This window comes from Massilia polaris, assembly GCF_012927275.1.
Lineage (GTDB): Bacteria > Pseudomonadota > Gammaproteobacteria > Burkholderiales > Burkholderiaceae_D > Telluria_A > Telluria_A polaris.
Genome location: NZ_JABBGG010000007.1, coordinates 164,038 through 186,161 on the forward strand (window position 1 = coordinate 164,038; position 22,124 = coordinate 186,161).

The following is a 22,124-nucleotide window of genomic DNA, read 5'->3' on the forward strand; positions in this document are numbered from 1 at the left end:
CGCGGCCAAATCGGCGGATAAGGGCGAGGCCCGCATCCGCCGAATACAGGAATTAAGATGACCCACGCACCACAAATCAAAGTCCCTGCCACCTACATGCGTGGCGGCACCAGCAAAGGCGTGTTCTTCCGCCTGCAAGACCTGCCGCAAACCGCGCAGCTGCCCGGCGCAGCGCGCGACGCGCTGCTGCTGCGCGTGATCGGCAGCCCCGACCCTTACGGCAAACAGATCGACGGCATGGGCGGCGCTACCTCAAGCACCAGCAAGGCCGTCATCCTCGCGCGCAGCAGCAAGGAAGGCCACGACGTCGATTACCTGTTCGGCCAGGTCGCCATCGACAAAGCCTTCGTCGACTGGAGCGGCAACTGCGGCAACCTGTCCGCCGCAGTCGGCTCGTTTGCCATCAGCGGCGGCATGGTCGACCCGGAACGCATCCCGGAGAACGGCATCGCCACCGTGCGCATCTGGCAAGCCAACATTGGCAAGACCATCATCGCCCACGTCCCGATCACCAGCGGCGAAGTACAGGAGACCGGCGAATTCGCGCTCGATGGCGTCACCTTCCCCGCCGCTGAAGTCCAGCTTGAATTCATGGACCCGGCGGCGGCGGAGGATGACGGCGAGGGCGGTTCGATGTTCCCGACCGGGCACCTGATCGACGACCTCGACGTACCAGGCATCGGCACCTTCAAGGCGACGATGATCAACGCCGGCATCCCGACCATCTTCCTGAACGCTGCGGACATCGGCTACACCGGCACCGAGCTTCAGGACGCGATCAACAGAGATGCCGCCGCACTGGCCAGGTTTGAAACCATCCGCGCCCACGGCGCCGTGCGCATGGGCCTCATCAAGCATGTGACGGAGGCGGCCAGGCTGCAGCACACGCCGAAAGTGGCGTTCGTCGCGCCGCCTGCGGCCTACGTGTCTTCGAGCGGCAAGGAGGTCTCGTCCACCGACGTCGACCTGCTGGTGCGCGCCATGTCGATGGGTAAGCTGCACCACGCGATGATGGGCACTGCCGCTGTCGCCATCGGCACCGCTGCCGCTATCCCGGGCACGCTGGTGAACCTCGCCGCAGGCGGCGGTTCGCCAAGCGCCGTGCGTTTCGGCCATCCATCGGGCACCTTGCGCGTCGGCGCGCAGGCCACGTTCAGCAACGGCGAATGGAGCGTTTGCAAAGCGATCATGAGCCGCAGCGCGCGCGTGCTGATGGAAGGCTGGGTACGCGTTCCCGGCGACTCCTTCTAAGCAACTGCCAAGGGCCCCAGCCTTGTTGTTTTTCCCGGGCTGCGGGTCTGCCACCCTACGTAATTCTTACAATTTCCTGATTTTGCCGCCGATTGTGGTTTATGATCCAGACTGAAGCTGCCCGCCATAGAGGCAGTACTTATTACAGTGTGGGACATGGATCGAGTACCGGCTAATCCTGATTTTGTCGCGGAATCCCTTCAGTTATTTGGACTGCCCGCGTGCGCATGCAACGCGGCCGGCCAGGTGTTTGCGGTTAACCCCGAGCTGGAGCGCCTGATCGGGCGCGATGCGTCCGGGCTTGAACTTCCCGAGCTGTTCACCGCGCGCACCGCGCCCGCGGCAGCGGGGCGCCTGCAAAGCGCCACCGAGATCGAGCAGGACTGGGCCAGCGCCCTGGTCGCATCGAACGGCAGCGAGATCGCTGTCCAGGTCCACTCCAAGCCGCTCTCCGCCGAGGAGACAGCGCCGGGCGCGATCTTCGTGTTCACCGACCTGCGTCCGTTCGAGCGCGATCAGTCGGCCCTGCGCCAGTCGCTGCTTGAGCAAAAAGCCATCCTCGATAACGCTTCCGTCGGCATCCTGTTCAGCAAGGCCGGCGTGATGTCATCCTGTAATCCACGCTTTGCCGAGATGTTCGGCTACCCGCAGGACGAGATGACAGGCCGGCGCGCGATCGAAGTCTTTCCATCGCCCGAGACGTACGTCAGGTTCGGCAAGGATGCCGGGCCGCTGCTAAGCCAGGGCCTGCCGTTCGAGGCGCCGGAAGCGCAGTTCAAACGGCGCGACGGCAGCTTGTTCTGGTGCCGCGTGCGCGCCAAGGCGGTCGACATCGACCGCAACGAAGAGGGCACGATCTGGATCCTGGAAGACGTCACCGACGCGCGCCTGTCGATGACCGAAGGCCAGGCGATCATGACCAATGCCTCCTTCACCATCCTGTTCACGCGCAACCGCGTCGTGACGCGCTACAACCGCAGCTTCGGCGAGATGTTCGGCTACGACGGCAATGAAGCGCTCGGCATCCCTGGCCGCGCGCTGTATCCGAGCGACGCGGTCTACGACCAGCTTGGCAGGGAAGCCGCCCCGCTGCTGTCCGCCGGCCGGCCATTCCAGACTGAGGTCGCGATGGTGCGCAAGGACGGTACCGAGATGTGGGTGCAGGTGATCGCCTTCGTCGTCAATCCCGAGGACCCGTCGCGCGGCACGATCTGGATCATTGAGGACAGGACCAAACAAAAGCGCGCCGAGGAATCGCTGCGCAACGCGCTGTTGGAAAACCAGGCGATCCTCGACAGCGCGGTGCTGGGCATCGCCGTCGTCGAAGAGGGCTACAACCTGCGCTGCAATACCAAGATGGAAGAGCTGTTCGGCTACGGACCGGGCGAAATCAACGGGCTGTCGGTGCAGTCGCTATATCCGGACAAGGCGAGCTGGGACGAAGCGCGCATCGAGACCTCGCGCAATTTCCATTCGGGCCGCATCAGCATGGGCGAGTACCAGCTGGTGCGCAAGGATGGCAGCATGTTCTGGGCGCGCCTGTCGGGCCGTCCGTTCGACCTGTCGAAAGCGACCGGGCGCTCGGTGTGGGTGGTCGACGACGTCACCGCACGGCGCGAGGCGGCCGACGCCATCCGGCGCGCGCGCGACGAGCTTGAAGTGCGCGTGCTCGAACGCACCGCCGAACTGGCCGGCGCCAATACGCTGCTGCAGGCGGAGATCGTCGAACGCCGCCAGGCCGAGGCGCGCGTGCACCACATGGCTTATCACGACAGCCTCACCGGCTTGCCGAACCGGGCACTGCTGGCGGACCGGCTCGACCGCGCGATGCTGGCCGCACAGCGCTCCGATCGGAAGCTGGCGGTCATGTTCCTCGACCTCGACCGCTTCAAGACCATCAACGACTCGCTCGGCCACCTGACGGGCGACCACTTGCTCAAGGAAGTCGCGAACCGGCTGTGCCGCGCCGTGCGCGCGAGCGACACCGTGGCGCGCCTAGGCGGCGACGAATTCGTGGTGCTGGTGCCGGGCATACGCGAGGCGTCGGAATGCAACCACGTGGCCGAGAAGATCATCGATGCGCTGGCCTCGCCGATTCCGTTCGAGGGCCGCATGCTGCACATCACGCCGTCGATCGGCATCTGCATGTTCCCGAACGACGGCGGCGACGTCGAAACCCTGATGCGCCACGCCGATGCTGCCATGTACCACGCCAAGGCGAGCGGGCGTAACAACTACCAGTTCTTCACCCAGACGATGAACCAGGCCGCGTCGCAGCATTTCGAGCTCGAAAGCAGCTTGCGCGGAGCGATGGCGCGCAAGGAGTTCGAGCTGTTCTACCAGCCGATCATCGACACCGGCACGCGCCGCATCCACACCCTGGAAGTGCTGCTGCGCTGGCGCCGTGGCGGCACTGAACTGGTGCAGCCGGACCAGTTCATTCCGATCATGGAAGAAAACGGGCTGATCGTGCCGGTCGGCGAATGGGTGATGCGGCGCGCCTGCGAGCAGAGCGTCGAATGGCTGCGCCAGGGATTCGATCCGGTGCCGCTGGCGGTCAACCTGTCGCCGCGCCAGTTCATGAACCGCGGGCTGATTCAATCGATCCGCAGCATTCTCGATGAAACCGGGATCGACCCGGCACTGATCGAGTTCGAAATCACCGAGACCGCGCTGATGCAGCACGGCGAGCAGACGCTCGAGATCCTCGGGCAGATCAACCGCATGGGCATCCGCTTGTCGATCGACGATTTCGGAACGGGCTATTCAAGCCTGGCTTACCTGAAGCGCTTCCCGGTCAAGAAGGTAAAGATCGACCGTGCGTTCGTCAAGGACCTGGAAGGCAGTGCGGAAGACCGCGCGATCGTGGCGGCGATTATCGCGCTGTCGAACAGCCTTCAGTTGTCGGTGGTGGCCGAAGGTGTCGAGAGCGAAGGGCAGTACAAGCTGCTGCGGGAGAACGGATGCCAGTACGCGCAGGGGTTCCTGTTTTCGCAGCCGGTCGCAGCGCACGAGGTGATGGCGCTGGTGCGGTAAGCGGCGACAGGCCCGGTTATCCCAGTGTCGCAATTACCGGCGCGTGATCCGACGGCTGCGTCCATTTGCGCGGAACCCGATCGATGGCGCATGCGACGCAGCGCTTCGCAAGCGACTCCGACAGCAAAATGTGATCGATGCGCAGGCCCTTGTTCTTCTGGTACCCCAGCTGGCGATAGTCCCACCAGCTGAACGACTTCTCCGGCTGCTCGAACATGCGGAACGAATCCGTCAGGCCAAGCCCGATCAGGTGCGACAGCGCCTCGCGCTCCTTCGGCGAGCACAGTACCTCGTCGCCCCATCCCACCGGGTCGTACACGTCACGGTCTTCCGGCGCGATGTTGTAGTCGCCCAGGATAGCCAGGCCCTGCTCGCCGTGCGTGCGCATTTCCTCCGCCAGCCACTCGCGCAAGGACGCCAGCCACGCCAGCTTGTACACGTACTTGTCCGAATCGACCGCCTGCCCGTTCGGTACATACGCGCTGATGAAGCGCATCCCCTCGATCGTCGCGGCGAGGATGCGCTGCTGCGGATCTTCGAAGCGGGGATTGTTGCGCACCACGTCGGTAATCGGATGCTTCGACAGGATCGCGACGCCGTTGTAGGTTTTCTGGCCGCTGAACGCCACCTGGTAGCCGGCCGCATTAATGTCAGCGAGCGGGAACTTGGCATCCTCAAGTTTGGTTTCTTGAAGGCACAGTACGTCAACCGGGTTTGCTTCCAGCCACTGGAGCAGGTGCGGCAGGCGGACTTTGAGGGAGTTGACGTTCCAGGTTGCTATTTTCATTTGTCGGTGCAAAGGGTAGGGCGGCGAAGACCGAAGTATCAACGCTCCTCGCTTGAAGTGCAAGGTTGAACAGGTGCAAATTTTGCCGAAATTGGTATTGTTCCCGGACTAAATATTGCCTACAAATGTAGCAAAATGTAACAATACATACACATGAGCCCGGGAATGTCCTATTGTTACTCAAGAGGAATTAAAAATTGCATTTTTATAACTGCTGGCGTAGTATCTGTCAGTGGCTTGCGAGAATGTGCAGCTACGCCACATTTCGGGTCGTGGCACGCCAAAAAAGTGAATTTTTCGCAGTGCCGTCCCAATAGGTGGTACTATTTTGAAAAGTTGCATTTTCAACATTTGTCGAAATGCGGTAACAGCATTTGTAAAGGAAGATAATGCGTAGTGCATTTGAAGCGTGGGCGCAACGGGACGGTCACATCGTCCGCCGCCGTGAAGACAAACCAGACGAGTATCTGGTATTCGAAACGCAACGCCGCTGGGTAATCTGGCAAGCGGCCCTTGCACATGGGAAGACCGCTGCCGCGACCGCCAAGTTCGCCGCGCAGAAGGTTCCGGCGCGAGAGCAGGCAGCCGAGCCGGCCGACAAGGCCGCAACGATGGCGCCGGACGAAGCGTCGGTACGCAACAAGGTGCTTAACGAAGTCCTCGACGCCTTCAGCGACCTGGATGAATCGGACGGCATCGAAGGCGTGCTGAAGGTAATCCAGGGCCTGAAGAAAAAGCAGAAAGTACTCGCGGAAGACAAAGCGGGTTGATGCAGAAATTCAGGCATTACAAGGGCGGACTGTACGAGCTGGTATGCATCGCCACGCTCGAATCGGACCTGTCCGAGATGATTGTCTACCGGGCCGCCAATGGCTCGATCTGGACGAGACCCAAGGATGTTTTCTTCGAGCTGGTCGACGTCGACGGCCAGAAGGTGCCGCGCTTCGCGCCGGTCGAGTAGCACAGCCCCTGCGGCACCCGGTAGTGCCGGTTCCGGCCAATTTACCGATCCCCCTCAAATAAGTCTTCAGGAATCCCCGCGGCCTGCCGTAAACAGGTCATGACAACCGCGGTGGATAACATGGCAATCTTCAAACGACTAGTCGCAGTCCTCGCGCTCGCCGCGCTTGGCGGCTGTGCGACGCTCAGCGAACCTGACCAGCAGGTGGTGCTGGTGCAGACGATCCAGGACAACCGCGAAGTGGCCGGAATCGGCTGCGTGCTGACCAATGACGCAGGGCGCTGGTTCGTGACCACGCCGGGACGCGTATCGGTGCGCAAGAGCGCGGGCAAGCTGTGGGTCGACTGCAAGCGCAGCGGCGCAGGGGTAGGGCAGGATGTGGTTGATTCGCGGGCCAATGCCGGCGCGTTGATGGGGAACGTGGTGCTGACCGCGGGGCTGGGTTATCTGGTCGATAAGCGCACCGGGGCGGGGTTTGAATATCCGGATACGCTGACGGTGCTGATGCGGCGTCCCGGCGGGTATGTTGAGGATCCGGTCGATGAGGTGGCGTCTAACGCGTTGTATTAAAAAGCCACGAACGTAGGGCGGAGGCGCTTACGCTTGTCCGCCCTACGGTTTGTGGCAGTGCAGATTAAATTCGCGCCGCTTACGTGCGGTTGATCAGGAACGTCGCCAGCAGCGGCACCGGACGGCCGGTCGCGCCTTTTGCCGCGCCAGTCTTCCATGCCGTACCAGCGATATCCAAGTGCGCCCAGGTGTACTTGCGCGTGAAGTTCTCGAGGAAGCACGCAGCCGTCACACTTGCACCGCCCGGCGTGCCAATGTTCGCCAGGTCCGCGAAGTTCGACTTCAGCTGCTCGTTATAGATCTCTTCAATCGGCAGGCGCCATGCGGTGTCGCTGGACTGCTTGCCGGCTGCCAGCAGTTCCGCCGCCAGCGCTTCGTGCTTGTCGTCGCTACGCGTGAACAGGCCCGAATTGTGGTGGCCCAGAGCCACGATGCACGCGCCAGTCAGCGTGGCGATATCCACTACCACCGCAGGATTGAAACGCTCGGCATAGGTCAGCGCGTCGCACAGGATCAGGCGGCCTTCGGCGTCGGTGTTCAGGACTTCGATGGTCAAACCGTTCATCGAGGTGACGATGTCGCCCGGCTTGGTCGCGCGGCCAGATGGCATGTTTTCGCATGCGGCCACGATGCCGATCACGTTCAGCTTCAGGCCCATCTCGCCAATCGCGCGGAAGGTGCCGAGCACGGAGCCGGCGCCGCACATGTCGTACTTCATCTCGTCCATGCCAGGACCGGCCTTGATCGAGATGCCGCCGGTGTCGAAGGTGATGCCTTTGCCGACCAGCACCACTGGCGCGTCCTTGGCCTTGCCGCCCATGTGCTTGAGGACGATGAACTTTGGCGGCTGCTCGCTGCCGTTGGTCACGGACAGGAAGCTGCCCATCTTCAGCGCTTCGAGCTGCTTGCGCTCGAGGACTTCGACGCCGAACTTGAATTCAGCGGCCAGTTTCCTGGCCGTGTTGGCCAGGTAGGTCGGGGTGCAGACGTTCGGCGACAGGTTGCCCAGTTCCTTGGTCAGGTTCATGCCGTTGGCGATCGCGATCGATTGCGCCAGCGTGGCCTTGACCTGCGCGTTCGCGTCGGTCGCCAGCGTGATCTTGCGAACGCCGGTCGGAGCCGGGTCTTTCTTGCTCTTTTGCGCGTCGGTGCGGAACTCGCCCTCGTTGGCGGCGATGACGACGCAGCGCACCGCCCAGCTCACGTCGCGGTCTTTCACATCGGTCATCGGTAATGCGATAATGGCGTCCGTGGCGCCAATCGAGGCGAACGTCTTGAGGGTTGCGGTGACGGCGGACGTGAAGCTCTTTTCGCTGACGGTCTGATCGTTACCCATACCTACGAGCAGGACGCGCGCGGCAGCCGCGCCCGATACGCCGCGCAGCATCAGCGTCGAACCAGGCTTGCCGGTGATGTCGCCGGACTTGAGCGCAGCAGTGATTTCACCACCCTGATCGAGGGCCTTGGCCGCCTGCGACATTTTTTTGTTTTCGAATACCGCAACTGCGACACAGCCTGTTTTTGCCGACGTGATGGTGTTCTTTGTATCGAATGCTTTTATGCTAAAGTCCATTTGGATCTCCATATCATGTTTGTGACGCGCACTGCTTAACCTGCGATTATAACTTTCCAATGATCTTTCAACGCGCCCTGCGACGTGAACTGGCGAGTGCTGCCGGCGCCACCTTTACGATTCTTTTCTCAGTCCTGGCCACCTGGACCCTGATCTCCATCCTCGGCAAGGCTGCGGGCGGCAAGGTCGACTCGGGCGACGTCGTCGCGTTGATCGGTTTTGCAATCCTGAATTATCTGCCAACTATCCTGATTCTCACCAGTTTTATTTCAGTTTTGGTGGCCATCACGCGCAGCTACCGCGACTCCGAGATGGTGGTGTGGTTCGCTTCGGGCATGTCGCTGCTGCGCTGGATCCCGCCGGTACTGACGTTCGGCCTGCCGCTGGTCGTATTGACCGGCGCCTTGAGCATGGTGGCGACGCCGTGGGCCAAGCTGAAAAGCGAGGAGTTCGTCCAGCGCTTCGAAAAACGCGAGGACCTGAAGAAGGTCTCGCCGGGCCAGTTCAAGGAGTCCACGTCGAGCAATCGCGTGTTCTTCGTCGAAGGCGTGTCGGGCGAATCGACGGTGGTGCAGAACGTGTTCGTCAATACGGTGGAAAAAGACGGGAACACCGTGGTGGTCGCAAAGGAAGGCGTCATCGAGCGCCAGCCGGACGGCAGCAACTTCCTGGTGCTGAAGAACGGTCGCCGCTATCAAGGCGTGCCTGGGCAGGCCGATTTCCAGTCGATGGAGTTCGACCGTTACAGCATGCGCGTTTCGACCAAGGTGCCGGCGCTCGGCGCCGACCTGCCGGTCGATACCTTGTCGACGCCGGCGCTGCTGGCGGCGCCCAACCGCTACACGATGTCCGAACTGTTGAAGCGCGTGGCAGCCCCGGTCAGTTGCCTGATCCTGATGCTGCTGGCGATCCCGCTCGGTTTCGTCAATCCGCGCGCCGGCAGCGCGGCCAACCTGATCCTCGCCTTGCTGATCTTCTTCACCTATAAAAACCTGGAGAAGATGGCGGAAGCCGCGATCAGGCAGGGCAAGATGGACTTTTCCGCCGCTTCATGGCCGCTGCACGTCGTCGCCGCCCTGTGCGTGGTGCTGCTGTTCGCATGGCGCGTCAACCCGAATCACCGCTACCACCCGCTGGTACTGTGGGGCGCTTTCAAGCGATCCCGCACCGCGCGCAAAGGAGCGCCTGCCTGATGAAAGTCCTTCAACGCTATTTCGCGGTCTCGATCCTGCAGGCCGTCGCGTTCGTGCTGGTCGCCTTCCTGGCGCTGATCTCCTTCATGGACCTGACCAGCGAGCTGCCGGACGTCGGCAAGGACGGCTACGAGATCCAGCACGCCTTCCTGTACGTGCTGATGCTGGTGCCGGGCCACGTGTATGAAGTGATGCCGGTCGCCGCGCTGATCGGCACCATCTACACGATGGCGCAGTTTGCCAGTTCGTCCGAATTCACCATCATGCGCGCCTCGAGCATGTCGACCCAGATGGCCGCCGCGATGCTCTTCAGGATCGGCGCCGTGCTGGTGCTGGTGACCTTCGTGTTCGGTGAACTGATCACCCCGCGCACCGCGCCGTGGGCGGAGAAGCTCAAGCTCAGCGCGCAGGGCGCGTCGGTGTCGCAGCAGTTCAAGTCGGGCATGTGGACCAAGGACGTGGTGCGCAACGACGGCGTGAAGGGCGAGATCACCGGCTCGCGCTTCTTCAACGTCAGCGAGTTCCGTCCGGATGGCCGCCTGGCCGGCATCAAGCTGTACGAGTTCGATAACGACTTCCGCATGCGCTCCCTGATTACCGCGAAGTCCGGCGTCTTCGAAGGGAACAACAAGTGGCGCCTGGAAGACGTGACGGAAACCGTGTTCTCCAATTCGGCGGCAGTGGCCGCGCAGAAGCAGGGTACGTTCGGCCAGGAGACCAGCGCGGTCACAACCCGCAAGCTGGAGAGCATGACGCTGGCGTCCGAAGTCACGCCGAAGATCCTGTCGGTGTCGTCGGCCGACCCTGAGCGCATGTCGGCCAATGAGCTGGCCGTCTACACGCGCCACCTGGCCGAGAACCGCCAGGAGACCGACCGCTTCAAGATCGCGTTCTGGAAGAAGCTGATCGATCCGTTCGCGATCTTCGTCCTGATGGCGCTGGCGCTGCCGTTCGCCTACCTGCACACGCGCAGCGGCGGCGTGAGCCTGAAGATCTTCATCGGCATCATGATCGGGGTGAGCTTCATCCTGATGAACACGCTGTTCTCGCACCTTGGCCTGCTCAGCACCTGGCCGGCGTTCATCACGGCGGTGGCGCCCAGTTTGCTGTTCCTGCTGCTGGCGCTGGGCGCCTTGTGGTGGGTGGAGCGGCACTGATGGCCGGCCGCGCGCTGATCCTGTTCGCGCACGGCGCCCGCGCCGAATCGTGGAAGGCGCCGTTCGAGCGCCTGCGCGGCATGACGCAGGCGCGCATGCCGGACGTGCCGGTATCGCTGGCCTTCCTCGAGCTGATGGAGCCGCGCCTGCCGGCGCAGGTGGCTGCGCTTGCGGCCGAAGGCGTCTCCGGCATCACCGTCGTCCCGGTTTTCCTGGGGCAGGGCGGCCATGTGCTGCGCGACCTGCCGCTGATGATCGACGCACTGCGCGTCGCGCACCCCGGTGTGGCGATCACGGTCGTGGGTGCGGTCGGCGAAGATCCCGATGTGCTGAAGGCCATGACCGACTTTTGTGTCGCGGCGGCAAGACCCTAAGCAATCGCATCCTTTTTACTGTTGTTGAATCCGGTTGCGCACTTTCTGCGTACACAGATAGCCAGGAGCGGCATCCGCTCCGCCAAGGCGATCCCATCAACAGCTGATAATAAGGAGTGTCATCGTGAAACCAAGTTTTCGTTCGGCATTAATCATCGTGGCTGCTGTCAGCGCCGTCTCCGTATCGCACGCAGCAGACAGCAAATCCCGGCGCGGCGGCAACGCCTGCGCCAGCGGCATGGAGGCGCAGAAGGGTGACCGCCACCAGCCGCTGATGGCAGTCGGCCTCACTGCCGACCAGCGCCTGATCTGTTTCAGCGAGAACCGTCCGGGCGACGCGCGCGCGCTCGGCATGGTAAGCGGCCTGATGTCAGGTGACATGCTCGTCGGCATCGACTTCCGCGTGCAGGACGGCATGCTGTACGGCGTCAGCAAGGCCGGCGGCATTTACCAGATCGATACCGCCACCGCCGTTGCGACAAAAGTCAGCCAGCTGACCGTTGCCCTTGAGGGAACCCAGTTTGGCGTCGATTTCAACCCGGCGGCGGACCGCCTGCGCGTCGTCAGCGATACCGGACAAAACCTGCGTCACAACATCGGCAGCGGGGGTGTCACGATCGTCGACGGCGTCCTCAACTATACGGCGGGAACGGCCGCGACCGGCGTCACCGGCTCGGCATATACGAACAACGACCTGAACGCCGCGACCGCCACCACGCTGTTCGCGCTCGACAGCATGCTCGACCAGGTTGCGCTGCAGTCGCCGCCTAACGCCGGCACCCTCGCGGCAACCGGAAAGCTGGGCATGGATGTTGCGGCCGTGGCAGGTTTCGACATCTATAACCGCGTGCGCGACGGCGCCAGTGTCGGCGCGGAAGCGCTCGCCGTGCTCGGCATGGCCGGCGCGGACGGGGCGCTGTACTCGGTCGACCTGTTGACCGGAAAAGCCAGCGCACGGGGAAGTTTCGCGCGCGGCGCCCAGGTCAGCGATATCGCGATACCGCTGAACCAGGACTAGGCGCTTAGCGGGCGACGCCGAACACGCGGTCCAGCAAGGTCACATTTTGCCTTGCCGGGATCGCCTGTTCGACCATGCCCGCCCATTGCTCCGACAACTGCTGGCAGGTGGCGCGCAATACCGGCGCCAGGTCGCCATGCCCGGCAAGCGCCTTCAGGTGCCGTTCGATGACGGACGCCAGCTTGAGGCAGGTGCCCGCGTCGTCGCCGCGGGTGCTGTAGTGCGACATCAGGTGCCGCGCGGCCGACACCAGCAGCTCGGGCTGGGAGGACAGGGTGCCAGGCTCTTCAATTGCCCTGGTCGATTGTTCGATAGCCATGCAACGCTCCTTGGATAGATGAAGTGATTGGCTGGCTACCGCGGCGGCGGCTGCGGATGGCTGGCTGGGTGAATTCAGGCGGTCAGGATCAGCTTGCCCAGGCGGGTGACGCGAAGCTCGTACACCTTGCCTTCGTGTTCGATGTGCACGGATTTACCGTGGCCGAACAGGTGCCGGCTGTCGAAGCGCGGGACTTGCTGGCTGTTGCACTCAAGCTGCGTTGGTTTAGGCAGGTCGGATTCCGGAGAAATTTTCGTCGTCGGCATGCTCATTAAATGAGAACTATTCTCATTTGGATTATGTCCGATCTGTGCAGCGATTGCAAGCCGTGTAAACACCTTTGGCGATGGAAACCTCAGTTCGTCGCAGCTTGAGCTGCGTCAGTTGCAACCGGGCCCGCACGTTTGACGCGATTTTTAAAGCGGCACACACTCGACTGAACACCCTGGCGTTGTCCGGGGCCCGGAATGAGCTTGCGATGCTGACACTTGCCTGGAAAATCCTCGTTTGCGAAGTGCTGGCTGCCTTGACCCGCGCAAGGGGGCACGGGCATGCTTTGATGACCATGATGCCGCCTGTCGTCAGGCGCATGCGCTGCGCACGCCGGATGGAGTCGCTGGCGGTGCGGCTCGCGTCGATGCGCCGCAAGATCAATGCGTTTGAAGCGAGCCTTGCCGCCGGGGCGTTCCGGGAAGCGGTCGATGCGGACTTTACGATCCGCGAAATGCTGAAGGGGCTGAAGGAAGATATCCGCCACATCCGCTGTGAGATGGCGGCGGTGCCGTTGGTCTCGCACTCCGGCTTTGGCGGGCAGCGCTTGGGCGCGGCGATTGCGCATCTGCATGCGGTGGCTGAGGAAACCTATGTGGCGGCGGACCGGTTGCTGTGGGAGATCGGCGAGCACGACCTCAAGTATATTTCTTAGGCGCTTAGTCGCCGCTCGCACTCCGTAGCGTCGGAATCAGGCGCCTGGTGCGCGCGCTGGTGCATCGCATCGCCCAGCATTACAAGAACGGGTCCGTGCGCGGCGCCGAGGCCGCGCGCCAGCGTCTCGATCGTCAGGCGGAAGATACGCTGGTCCGGACGGCTGCAGTTCTCGATGACGACCACTGGCGTTTCAGCGCGTCGTCCCTGATCCAGCAGGCGCTGCGCGGTGGCGATCGCCTCGCGGCCGCCCATGTACTGCACCAGCGTGTCGGTGTCCGGAATCGCAGTGTGTCCATCGTGATCGGGCGCGGTGCTGGACGTGAAGAAGGCCACGCTGCGCGCGACGCCACGTTTGGTCAGCGGCTGTTTAGTAGCCGATGCCGCAGCCAGCGCAGTCGTGATACCCGGGACGACTTCAACCGCAATGCCGGCTTCTTCAAGCGCGCGCAGTTCTTCGTCGGCGCGGCCGAACAGCATCGGGTCGCCGCCTTTCAGCCGCACCACCAGCGGGAACTTGTGCGCGTTGTCGACCAGCTGCTTGTTGATGAAAGCCTGCGCCGTCGACAGCTGGCCGCAGCGTTTGCCGACCGGGATCTTGAGCGCTTGCGGGCATAGTTCGAGCATCTCGGGTGTCACCAGCGCGTCGTGCAGCACGACGTCGGCTTGCGCCAGCAGGCGCGCACCGCGCAGGGTGATCAGGTCCTGGGCGCCGGGGCCAGCGCCGATCAGGAAAACTTTTCCGAGTGCTGCCATGCTGCTCTCCTGTTAGGCCGTGAGGCGGATCATGCCCGCAGCGACGGTCTGGTGGGTGACTTCATCGATCAGGATAAACGCACCGGTGGCGCGGATATCATCATAGGCGTCGGCGGCCAAAGGCTGCTGCACGGTCAGCGCGATGCGCGCGATGTCGTTCAGTTTAAGGCCTTCCGCGCTGTGGCGCTGCTGGGTGTTGATGTCCAACAGCGAGTCGATCGCCGTCACCTTGGCCGCGGTCTGCTTGGTGCCATGCTTGATCCAGTATTTGCGGCGCAGGTCGAGCGGTTCATCGGACATCCAGCATACGTCCGCTGCCAGGTTCTTGAGCAGCGTGGCTGGCTGCGCGCTCCCTGCCAGCAGGTCGCCGCGCGAGATGTCGAGGTATTCGTTCAGCAGCAGCGTGACCGACTGGCCGACGGCCGCGCTCTGGTGCGAACCTTCGAAGGTGAGGATGTCCTTGACGGTCGCGGCCTGGCCCGATGGCTGCACCACCAGCTTGTCGCCGACACTGACCTTGCCCGCCTCGATGCGGCCCATGTAGCCGCGGAAGTCGTTGGCTTCGTGGCCGTTGTGGCGCGCCACCAGCTGTACCGGGAAGCGGAAGGGCGCATCGTGCGATTCGTCGTACACCGACAGCGACTCAAGCAGTTCGATCAGCGGCGGGCCGTCGTACCAGGCCATCTTGCCGCTGCGCTCGACGACGTTGTCGCCGGTGAGGGCGGACAGCGGAATAGGCGTGATGTCCTTCAGGCCGAGCGTCGCGGCGAATTCGCCGTACGCCTTGACGATACGGTCGTACACCGACTGGTCGTAGTTCACCAGGTCCATCTTGTTGACCGCGACGATCACGTGCTCGATCTGCAGCAGGTGGGCGATGGTCGAATGGCGCTTGGTCTGGATCAGCAGGTCGACGCCGCCGTCTTCGCGCAGCTTGACCTTCGATACGTCGACCAGGATGATCACAGCATCGGCGGTCGATGCGCCCGTCACCATGTTGCGGGTGTACTGCTCATGGCCCGGCGTGTCGGCGATGATGAACTTGCGGCGCGGCGTGGCGAAGTAGCGGTAGGCTACGTCGATGGTGATGCCCTGTTCGCGCTCGGCTTCCAGGCCGTCGGTCAGCAGCGACAGGTCGACCGCGTCGCCCACGGTGCGCTTGTGCTTGGAGCGCGACATCGCGTCGAGCTGGTCGGCGAAGATGCCTTTGCTGTCGAACAGCAGGCGGCCGATCAGCGTGCTCTTGCCGTCGTCGACGGAGCCCGCGGTAATGAAGCGAAGCAGTCCCCGCTCGCCAGATCGCTGGCCGGTCAAGTTTTCGTTCATGGCGTTCATCAGAAGTATCCTGCTTTCTTGCGTTTTTCCATTGAGGCTTCGGAGGTCTGGTCGTCCATCCGGGTGGCGCCGCGCTCGGTGATCTGGGTGATGGCGGTTTCGGCGATGATCGCTTCGACCGTCGATGCGTCCGAGCTCACAGGGCAAGTGCACGAGATGTCGCCCACGGTGCGGAAGCGCACCACCTGCGTTTCGACCGTTTCGCCTTCGCGCGCTGGCGTCAGTGGCGTCAGAGGCACAAGAAGGCCGTTGCGCGGAATAACCTGGCGCTCGTGCGCGAAGTAGATCGGCGGCAGTTCCAGCTTTTCGCGCTGGATGTACAGCCAGACGTCGAGCTCAGTCCAGTTCGAGATCGGGAACACGCGCATGTTCTCGCCCGGGTGCACGCGGGTGTTGTACAGGTCCCAGAGTTCCGGGCGCTGCGCCTTCGGGTCCCACTGGCCGAATTCGTCGCGGAAGGAGAAGATGCGTTCCTTGGCGCGGGCTTTCTCTTCGTCGCGGCGGGCGCCGCCGATGCAGGCGTCGAAGCCGTGTTCGGCGATCGTTTCGAGCAGCGTGACGGCTTGCGCGGCGTTGCGCGAATCGGTCGCCGGATTACGCAGGCGTACCGTGCCGCGCTTGATCGAGTCTTCTACGCTGCCCACGATCAGGCGTTCGCCCAGTTCGGCCACGCGCTTGTCGCGGAAGGTGATCACTTCATCGAAGTTATGGCCGGTGTCGATGTGCACCAGCGGGAACGGGAATTTACCCGGGCGGAAGGCCTTCTCGGCCAGGCGCAGCAGCACCACCGAGTCTTTACCGCCCGAGAACAGCAGGGCAGGGTTGGCGCATTCGGCCGCTACCTCGCGCATGATGTGGATCGCTTCCGATTCCAGCGCGTCGAGGTGGCGCGCGTTGACGTCGGCGAGCAAGTGCGTCTTGTCGGTGATTGTGTTCATGGTGGCTGTACCTGTTGTCTGGTGGCGGCGCTTACGCGGCCACTGGTTTAATGCGAATCAGTTTGCCGTCGACGATGTGCAGTCCGCACTCCTTCGACTCGGGGTTCTCCCACCACCAGCGGCCGGCGCGGACGTCTTCGCCCGGTTGCACGGCGCGCGTGCAGGGTGCGCAGCCGATCGACGGGAAGCCCTGGTCGTGCAGCGCGTTGTAGGGCACATCGTTGGCGCGGATGTAGTTCCAGACGTCGTCCTCCGACCAGTCGGCCAGCGGATTGAACTTGACCATGCCGTGCGCTGGATCGTCTTCCTGGATCGACAGGTCCGAGCGCGTCGCCGACTGTGCGCGGCGCTGGCCGGTCACCCATGCCTTGTTGCCGGCGAGGGCGCGGCCGAGCGGTTCGACTTTGCGGATGCGGCAGCACTCGCGGCGCATCTCGATGCTGTTGTAGAAGGCGTCGCGGCCGTTCTGGGCGACGTAGGCGTCCACCGCCTCCGGCTGCGGGCGGTACAGCTGCACGTCGTAGCCGTACTTCGCCTTGACCGCATCCAGCACGGCCAGCGTCTCGGGATGCAGGCGGCCGGTTTCGAGCGAGAAGATCGCGATCGGCAGCTGCGCCTTCAAAATCAGGTCCGTCAGCACCATGTCCTCGGCCGCCAGGCTCGATGCGAAAACGGCGGGCGAGAACTCGCCGGCGATGCGTTCAAGCGTCGCGCGGGTGGATGCTATGAGGTCGTTGTCTGCCATGGCGGTCGCCTCAGATGCCGAAGCCGATATCGTTGCCGTCCACGCGAACTTCGCGGTGGTGGCGGCGGAACAGCGGGACGTTCACGTCCACCGAAGCCTGGTACACCTCGGAGAAAACGGTCAGTCCCTTGACTGCGTCATGGATGCTGCGGTCCTGGCGGGTAGCGTAGGCGTCGAAGCCGACACGGTGCATCGCAAACAGCTGATCGCGCAGCACGTCGCCGATGGCGCGCAGTTCGCCCATGTAGCCAAGGCGCATGCGCAGGTTGTAGGCGATCGAATAGCCGCGGCCATCGGTGAACTTAGGGAAGTCGATTGCAACGACCGCAAATTTATCGAGGTCGCCCTTGAGCAGCTCCGGCTGTTCGGCCGGGGCGATCCAGACGCCGACCTGCGGTCGTGCCGACAGCGACTCGCGCTGCGCCAGCCACACCGTCAGCGGCACGATGACCTTGCCTTCGCGGACCGCCACCGTTTCAGCGGCTTCGCCTTCGTCGAGGCGCAGCACGGCCCAGTCGTCGTCGGCCACTTGGTGCCCTTTGATGATCTGTGGATGGATAACTTCAAGCATAGTCGTCTTCCCCTACCAGTAATCCGGCCGCAATCGGCGTGGCATATACATGTTCCTTGAATGGCGCGACGCCCAGGCGCAGCACGGTGTCGAGGAAGCGTTCCTCTGCGGTGCGCTCGCGGACGTACACCTGCAGCAGGCGGTCGATCACTTCGGGCATCTGGTGCGCCGAGAACGATGGCCCGATGATCTTGCCGATGGCCGAGTTGTTACCCTGCGCGCCGCCGATCGAAACCTGGTACCACTCGCTGCCGTCCTTGTCGACGCCGAGGATGCCGATGGTGCCGACGTGGTGATGGCCGCAGGCGTTGATGCAGCCCGACATATTCAGTTCGATCTCGCCGATGTCATGCTGGAAGTCGATGTTCTCGAAGCGGTGCGCGATGGCGGCCGCAATCGGGATCGACTTGGCATTGGCCAGCGAGCAGAAGTCGCCGCCAGGGCAGCAGATCATGTCGGTCAGCAGGCCGATGTTCGGCGTCGCCAGTCCCTGCGCCTTCACTTGCTGCCACACGGTGAACAGGTCCGACTGCCTGACGTCGGCCAGCACCAGGTTCTGCTCGTGCGTCACGCGCAGTTCGCCGAAGCTGTAGCGGTCGGCCATGTCGGCCACGAAGTCGATCTGCGATGCGGTCGCGTCGCCCGGCGGCACGCCTGGCTTTTTCAGCGACAGCACGACGGAGCTGTAACCCGGCACCTTGTGCGGCTTGACGTTACGCAGCAGCCAGTTGGCGAAAGCCTTGTTGTCTTCATGGCCGGTGCGCGGATCGACGGCCGCCAGCGTTTCGTAGGCCGGCAGCGGGAAGTAGGCCGAGATGCGGTTCATTTCCTCGTCGGTCAGCGTCGACGGGCTGTCTTTCAGGTCCGTCCATTCTTCTTCAACCTGGCGGGTGAATTCTTCAAGCCCGACTGCCTTGACCAGAATCTTGATGCGCGCCTTGTACTTGTTGTCGCGGCGGCCGTGCAGGTTATACACGCGCATGATCGCTTCGATGTAGGTCAGCATGTGCTGCCACGGCAGGAATTCGCGGACGACGCTGCCCAGGATCGGGGTGCGCCCCATGCCGCCGCCGACCATCACCTTGAAGCCGATTTCGCCCGCTTCGTTGCGCAGCACTGTCAGGCCGATGTCATGCACGGCGATCGCGGCCCGGTCTTCCACCGAGCCGTTGATCGCGACCTTGAACTTGCGCGGCAGGGCGGCGAACTCGGGGTGGAAGGTGCTCCACTGGCGCAGCACTTCGCAGAACGGGCGCGGATCGATATGTTCGTCGGCGGCGACGCCGGCGAATTCGTCGGTGGTGATGTTGCGGATGCAGTTGCCGGAGGTCTGGATCGCGTGCATTTCAACCGACGCCAGGTCGGTCAGGATGTCGGGGGTCTGCTCAAGCTCGATCCAGTTGAACTGGATGTTCTGGCGCGTGGTGAAGTGGCCGTAGCCGCGGTCATACTTGCGCGCGATATGGCCGAACATGCGCATCTGCGCCGACGACAGCAGGCCGTAAGGGACCGCGATGCGCAACATGTAGGCGTGGCGCTGCATGTACAGGCCGTTTTGCAGGCGCAGCGGCAGGAACTCTTCTTCCGTCAGCTCGTCGTCGAGGCGGCGCTGCACCTGGTCGCGGTACTGGGCGATGCGCTCACGCACGATCAGATGGTCATATTGGTCATAGCGATACATGTTCAGGATCCCGTTGTGGCTCTGTTTTCTGGGCGGAAGGTCTAAGACTTCCCCCAAACTAGCCTCAATACTAAGGAATTCGGCTTTTATTCCAAACGACTGAGAATTTATTTGCTTATATGCGTATGGGGCATATAGCAATTCTTATAAAATACAAATATCGCGAGTTTTACTGAGAAAAAGGGCAATGAACCTCCATCAATTACGCTTCGTCCGCGAAGCAGTGCGACAGAATTACAACCTGACCGACGCCGCCAAGGCCCTGTTCACTTCGCAGCCCGGGGTGTCGAAGGCGATCATCGAGCTCGAGGAAGAGCTGGGCGTCGACATCTTCACCCGCCACGGCAAGCGCATCCGCGGCCTGACCGAGCCCGGGCGGCTGGTGCTGCAGTCGGTCGAAGTTGTCATGCAGGAAATTGATAGCCTGAAACGGATCGGCAAGGAATTCGCCGCCCAGGACAGCGGCAGCTTCACGATTGCCTGCACGCACACCCAGGCGCGCTACACCTTGCCGAAAGTGGTGCAGGCATTCATGCTGAAGTATCCGAAGGTGCGCCTTTCGCTGCTGCAGGGGAACCCTCGCCAGATCGCGGACATGGTCCAGCGCGACCAGGCCGACCTGGCCATCGCCACCGAGTCGATCGCCAGCGTCGACGGCCTGATCAGTTTGCCGTGCTACCAGTGGGAGCATGTGGTCGTGGTGCCGCCCGACCATCCGCTGCTGAAGTCGAAGGCGGTGTCGCTGGAGGAAATTGCCAACTATCCACTGATTACCTACGACAGCGCATTTGCCGGGCGTAGCAAGATCGACCACGCGTTCTCGCTGCGTGGGCTGAAACCGGATGTGCTGCTGGAAGCCATCGATGCCGACGTCATCAAGACTTATGTGGAACTCGGCATGGGCATCGGCATCATCGCGGGCATGGCCTTCGACGCCGAGCGCGACAAGAACCTGCGCGCGATTTCCGTCGGCCAGTTGTTTGGCATGAACACCTCGCGGGTCGCGATCAAGCAGGGCTCCTACCTGCGCAGCTACGTGTACACCTTCATCGAACTGCTGGCCCCAACCCTGAACCGCAAACTGGTCGAATCGGCCATGAGCGGCACCAAAGACACTTACGAGCTTTAAAGAAGAACATGATTACCGAACGATCCGCAGAATTTTACGCAAAGAGCGCCTCCAGCCACGACCGCGTGTACGACAAACCTGAACGCCAGGAAGACCTTGCCGCCATGCGCGAACTGGTGGCCGACACCCTGCGCGGGCATGTGGTGCTGGAACTGGCATGCGGTACCGGCTACTGGACCCGGCTCATCGCCGAAACGGCGGACTCGGTGCTGGCCACCGACGTCAACCCGGAAATGCTCGAGATGGCGAAGCTGCGCGCGCTGCCAGCCGACAAGGTGCAGCTGCGCGTCGCCGACGCCTATGACCTGCCGGCCGACCTCGGCAGCTTCACGGCGATCTTCATCGGCTTCTGGTGGTCGCACGTGCAACGCGCGGAGCAGGAACGCTTCCTCGCCAAGTTGAGCAAGAAGATCGGCAAGGATGTGATGCTGGTGCTGCTCGACGATTGCTACGTTGAAGGCAGCAGCGACACGGTCGCGCGCACCGACCTGGAAGGCAACACGTTCCAGATCCGCACGGCGGTCGACGGCGAACGTTACGAGATCCCGAAGAACTACCCGTCCGACAGCGGCCTACGCAAGAAGCTGGGCTCGTCGGTACGCGAGATCAGGATCACACGGCTGGAATACTACTGGCTGCTGACCTGCCGCCTCAAATAGTAAAAAAGCCCGGACATGTCCGGGCTTTCTGCTTCCTGCCGGGTGTTGCTTAGAACGAGTGGCGCATGCCGATCGCGATTGCGGTCGGGTCAGCACCTGGTGCGGTCGCTGGCGGGGTGACGTTCACGCCCGAAGCGTTGATGCCGAACACGCCGGTCGAGTTGTTGCGCATCGATGCCAGCGTGGTGTACACGTTGGTGCGCTTCGACAGCGAGTGGCTGTAGGCGAGGGCGATCAGGTTGCCTTTTGCCGAAGCCTGCTCGTTGCGCTGCACGTTGACGTAGACCTTGCCTGCGGCGCCGACGGCCACTGCCGCGCCGATGTTGGCCTGCTCGAACTTGTTGTTCACACCTGCACGGTCGGCAACCAAGTAGTTACCCTTGACTTCGACGATGCCGAATTTGTAGCCGGCGCCGAAGGTGTATTCCTTGTCATCTTCGGTGGCCAGGCGCTCGACCCGGTGGTAGCCGGCGCCGAGGAACAGCGGGCCGTTTGCGTATTCCAGCGCGACGCCTGCGGTGTCGAGCGAAGGACCGGTGGCGGTCTCGCCCAGGCCGTAAGCAGCCAGCAGCTTGAAGCCGCTCAGCGAGCTGCTCTTGTAGTTGACCGAGTTGCTCAGGCGGCGGGTCAGGCGGTTGGTGTTGAATGCCGACAGGTTGGTGCCGTAGAAGCCCTGGCCCAGGATGTCCGACTGCGCGGCAACCGATGCGATTGGGGTGTATTCGCGACCGATGGTGACCAGGCCGAACGAACCTTCCAGGCCGACCACTGCGCGGCGGCCGAACAGGACGGAATCGGCAGCGCCGGTGTCGAGTGCAACGCCTGCTTCCAGGTTGAACATCGCTTTCAGGCCGTTGCCCAGGTCTTCGGTACCGCGGAAGCCGATACGGCTGCTCGACTGGTTGCCGGAGTTGACGACGGTCCGGCTGCCATCGACCGTGTCGGTATCTTCACGTGCGATGGACGCATCGGCGATACCGTAGATGGTGACGCTCGACTGTGCTGCAGCGACGAGGGGAAGGGACGCGAACAAGGCAGCTGCCAAGAGTTTTCGTTGCATGAAGATCTCCATTAAGTTTCAACAAGATTGTTACAGTGACTGCCAGGAATCGAATGACATGCTATCTGGCCGATATTTCAACTTCGT

General features: G+C 62.7%; 23 protein-coding genes. 12 read left to right on the top strand and 11 right to left on the bottom strand.

Features of this window, described 5'->3' with window-relative positions:
* The first annotated feature begins 57 nt into the window (after positions 1–57).
* Both prpF and HHL21_RS13845 read left to right on the top strand, forming a co-directional pair.
* Entirely contained in the window at positions 58–1,251 is a 1,194-nt protein-coding gene (gene prpF, locus HHL21_RS13840) for a 2-methylaconitate cis-trans isomerase PrpF (RefSeq protein WP_169466804.1), read from the top strand.
* Positions 1,252–1,497: 246 nt separating this feature from the next.
* Positions 1,498–4,287: a sensor domain-containing protein gene (locus HHL21_RS13845; protein ID WP_370659728.1), complete on the top strand. Its 2,790-nt coding sequence runs from the start codon at positions 1,498–1,500 to the stop codon at positions 4,285–4,287.
* Between the two features lie 16 nt (positions 4,288–4,303).
* Here HHL21_RS13845 and xth read toward each other — a convergent pair whose 3' ends face one another.
* Entirely contained in the window at positions 4,304–5,074 is a 771-nt protein-coding gene (gene xth / locus HHL21_RS13850; RefSeq protein WP_169466808.1) for an exodeoxyribonuclease III, read from the bottom strand.
* A 389-nt stretch (positions 5,075–5,463) separates the two neighbouring features.
* On the opposite strand from xth, the gene HHL21_RS13855 reads away from it, so the two are divergent.
* The 3 genes from HHL21_RS13855 (at position 5,464) to HHL21_RS13865 (ending at position 6,605) form a co-directional block, all read left to right on the top strand.
* The gene (locus HHL21_RS13855) at positions 5,464–5,844 is read left to right on the top strand and encodes a phiTE_015 family protein (protein ID WP_169466810.1); all 381 of its coding nucleotides are present in this window, start codon (positions 5,464–5,466) and stop codon (positions 5,842–5,844) included.
* On the top strand, positions 5,844–6,035 hold the full coding sequence (locus HHL21_RS13860; RefSeq protein WP_169466812.1) for a DUF1653 domain-containing protein: 192 nt from the start codon (positions 5,844–5,846) through the stop codon (positions 6,033–6,035). The genes HHL21_RS13855 and HHL21_RS13860 overlap by 1 nt, the downstream gene beginning before the upstream one ends.
* A 120-nt stretch (positions 6,036–6,155) precedes the next feature.
* Positions 6,156–6,605, top strand: coding sequence for a hypothetical protein (locus tag HHL21_RS13865; protein ID WP_169467112.1), 450 nt, complete (start codon positions 6,156–6,158; stop codon positions 6,603–6,605).
* A 79-nt stretch (positions 6,606–6,684) separates the two neighbouring features.
* Here HHL21_RS13865 and HHL21_RS13870 read toward each other — a convergent pair whose 3' ends face one another.
* Positions 6,685–8,178, bottom strand: a complete 1,494-nt coding sequence (locus HHL21_RS13870) for a leucyl aminopeptidase (protein WP_169466814.1) — start codon at positions 8,176–8,178, stop codon at positions 6,685–6,687.
* 59 nt (positions 8,179–8,237) lie between these two features.
* Between HHL21_RS13870 and lptF the strand changes: the two genes are divergently transcribed.
* The 4 genes from lptF (at position 8,238) to HHL21_RS13890 (ending at position 11,920) form a co-directional block, all read left to right on the top strand.
* The gene (gene lptF / locus HHL21_RS13875) at positions 8,238–9,371 is read left to right on the top strand and encodes an LPS export ABC transporter permease LptF (RefSeq protein WP_169466816.1); all 1,134 of its coding nucleotides are present in this window, start codon (positions 8,238–8,240) and stop codon (positions 9,369–9,371) included.
* Positions 9,371–10,528, top strand: coding sequence for an LPS export ABC transporter permease LptG (gene lptG / locus HHL21_RS13880; RefSeq protein WP_169466818.1), 1,158 nt, complete (start codon positions 9,371–9,373; stop codon positions 10,526–10,528). The genes lptF and lptG overlap by 1 nt, the downstream gene beginning before the upstream one ends.
* On the top strand, positions 10,528–10,902 hold the full coding sequence (locus HHL21_RS13885) for a sirohydrochlorin chelatase (RefSeq protein ID WP_169467114.1): 375 nt from the start codon (positions 10,528–10,530) through the stop codon (positions 10,900–10,902). The genes lptG and HHL21_RS13885 overlap by 1 nt, the downstream gene beginning before the upstream one ends.
* A 124-nt stretch (positions 10,903–11,026) precedes the next feature.
* A complete protein-coding gene (locus HHL21_RS13890; protein WP_206085782.1) occupies positions 11,027–11,920 on the top strand; it encodes a DUF4394 domain-containing protein in 894 nt (297 codons plus the stop codon).
* Between the two features lie 4 nt (positions 11,921–11,924).
* On the opposite strand, the gene HHL21_RS13895 is transcribed toward HHL21_RS13890, so the two are convergent.
* Positions 11,925–12,239, bottom strand: coding sequence for a hypothetical protein (locus tag HHL21_RS13895; protein WP_169466820.1), 315 nt, complete (start codon positions 12,237–12,239; stop codon positions 11,925–11,927).
* A 74-nt stretch (positions 12,240–12,313) separates the two neighbouring features.
* Entirely contained in the window at positions 12,314–12,505 is a 192-nt protein-coding gene (gene hemP, locus HHL21_RS13900) for a hemin uptake protein HemP (protein ID WP_169466822.1), read from the bottom strand.
* 212 nt (positions 12,506–12,717) lie between these two features.
* Here hemP and HHL21_RS13905 point away from each other — a divergent pair, with 212 nt between their 5' ends.
* Positions 12,718–13,164 carry a hypothetical protein gene (locus HHL21_RS13905; RefSeq protein WP_169466824.1) on the top strand — a complete coding sequence of 149 codons (447 nt, stop codon included), beginning with the start codon at positions 12,718–12,720 and terminating at the stop codon, positions 13,162–13,164.
* Here the strand turns inward: HHL21_RS13905 and cobA are convergent.
* The 6 genes from cobA to HHL21_RS13935 are packed head-to-tail and all read right to left on the bottom strand — an operon-like array spanning position 13,161 to position 19,189.
* A complete protein-coding gene (cobA, locus tag HHL21_RS13910; RefSeq protein ID WP_169466826.1) occupies positions 13,161–13,919 on the bottom strand; it encodes a uroporphyrinogen-III C-methyltransferase in 759 nt (252 codons plus the stop codon). The genes HHL21_RS13905 and cobA overlap by 4 nt on opposite strands.
* 12 nt (positions 13,920–13,931) lie before the next feature.
* Positions 13,932–15,254: a sulfate adenylyltransferase subunit 1 gene (locus tag HHL21_RS13915; protein WP_169466828.1), complete on the bottom strand. Its 1,323-nt coding sequence runs from the start codon at positions 15,252–15,254 to the stop codon at positions 13,932–13,934.
* On the bottom strand, positions 15,254–16,192 hold the full coding sequence (gene cysD, locus HHL21_RS13920; protein ID WP_169466829.1) for a sulfate adenylyltransferase subunit CysD: 939 nt from the start codon (positions 16,190–16,192) through the stop codon (positions 15,254–15,256). The genes HHL21_RS13915 and cysD overlap by 1 nt, the downstream gene beginning before the upstream one ends.
* A 31-nt stretch (positions 16,193–16,223) precedes the next feature.
* Entirely contained in the window at positions 16,224–16,937 is a 714-nt protein-coding gene (locus HHL21_RS13925) for a phosphoadenylyl-sulfate reductase (RefSeq protein ID WP_169466831.1), read from the bottom strand.
* A 10-nt stretch (positions 16,938–16,947) separates the two neighbouring features.
* A complete protein-coding gene (locus HHL21_RS13930) occupies positions 16,948–17,508 on the bottom strand; it encodes a DUF934 domain-containing protein (RefSeq protein ID WP_169466833.1) in 561 nt (186 codons plus the stop codon).
* A complete protein-coding gene (locus HHL21_RS13935) occupies positions 17,501–19,189 on the bottom strand; it encodes a nitrite/sulfite reductase (RefSeq protein ID WP_169466835.1) in 1,689 nt (562 codons plus the stop codon). The genes HHL21_RS13930 and HHL21_RS13935 overlap by 8 nt, the downstream gene beginning before the upstream one ends.
* A gap of 187 nt (positions 19,190–19,376) precedes the next feature.
* Between HHL21_RS13935 and HHL21_RS13940 the strand changes: the two genes are divergently transcribed.
* Both HHL21_RS13940 and HHL21_RS13945 read left to right on the top strand, forming a co-directional pair.
* Complete coding sequence (locus tag HHL21_RS13940) at positions 19,377–20,318, top strand: CysB family HTH-type transcriptional regulator (protein WP_169466837.1); 942 nt, start codon at positions 19,377–19,379, stop codon at positions 20,316–20,318.
* 8 nt (positions 20,319–20,326) lie between these two features.
* Entirely contained in the window at positions 20,327–20,977 is a 651-nt protein-coding gene (locus HHL21_RS13945) for a class I SAM-dependent methyltransferase (RefSeq protein WP_169466839.1), read from the top strand.
* A 49-nt stretch (positions 20,978–21,026) separates the two neighbouring features.
* Here HHL21_RS13945 and HHL21_RS13950 read toward each other — a convergent pair whose 3' ends face one another.
* Positions 21,027–22,037, bottom strand: a complete 1,011-nt coding sequence (locus tag HHL21_RS13950; protein WP_169466841.1) for a porin — start codon at positions 22,035–22,037, stop codon at positions 21,027–21,029.
* Positions 22,038–22,124 lie beyond the last annotated feature (87 nt).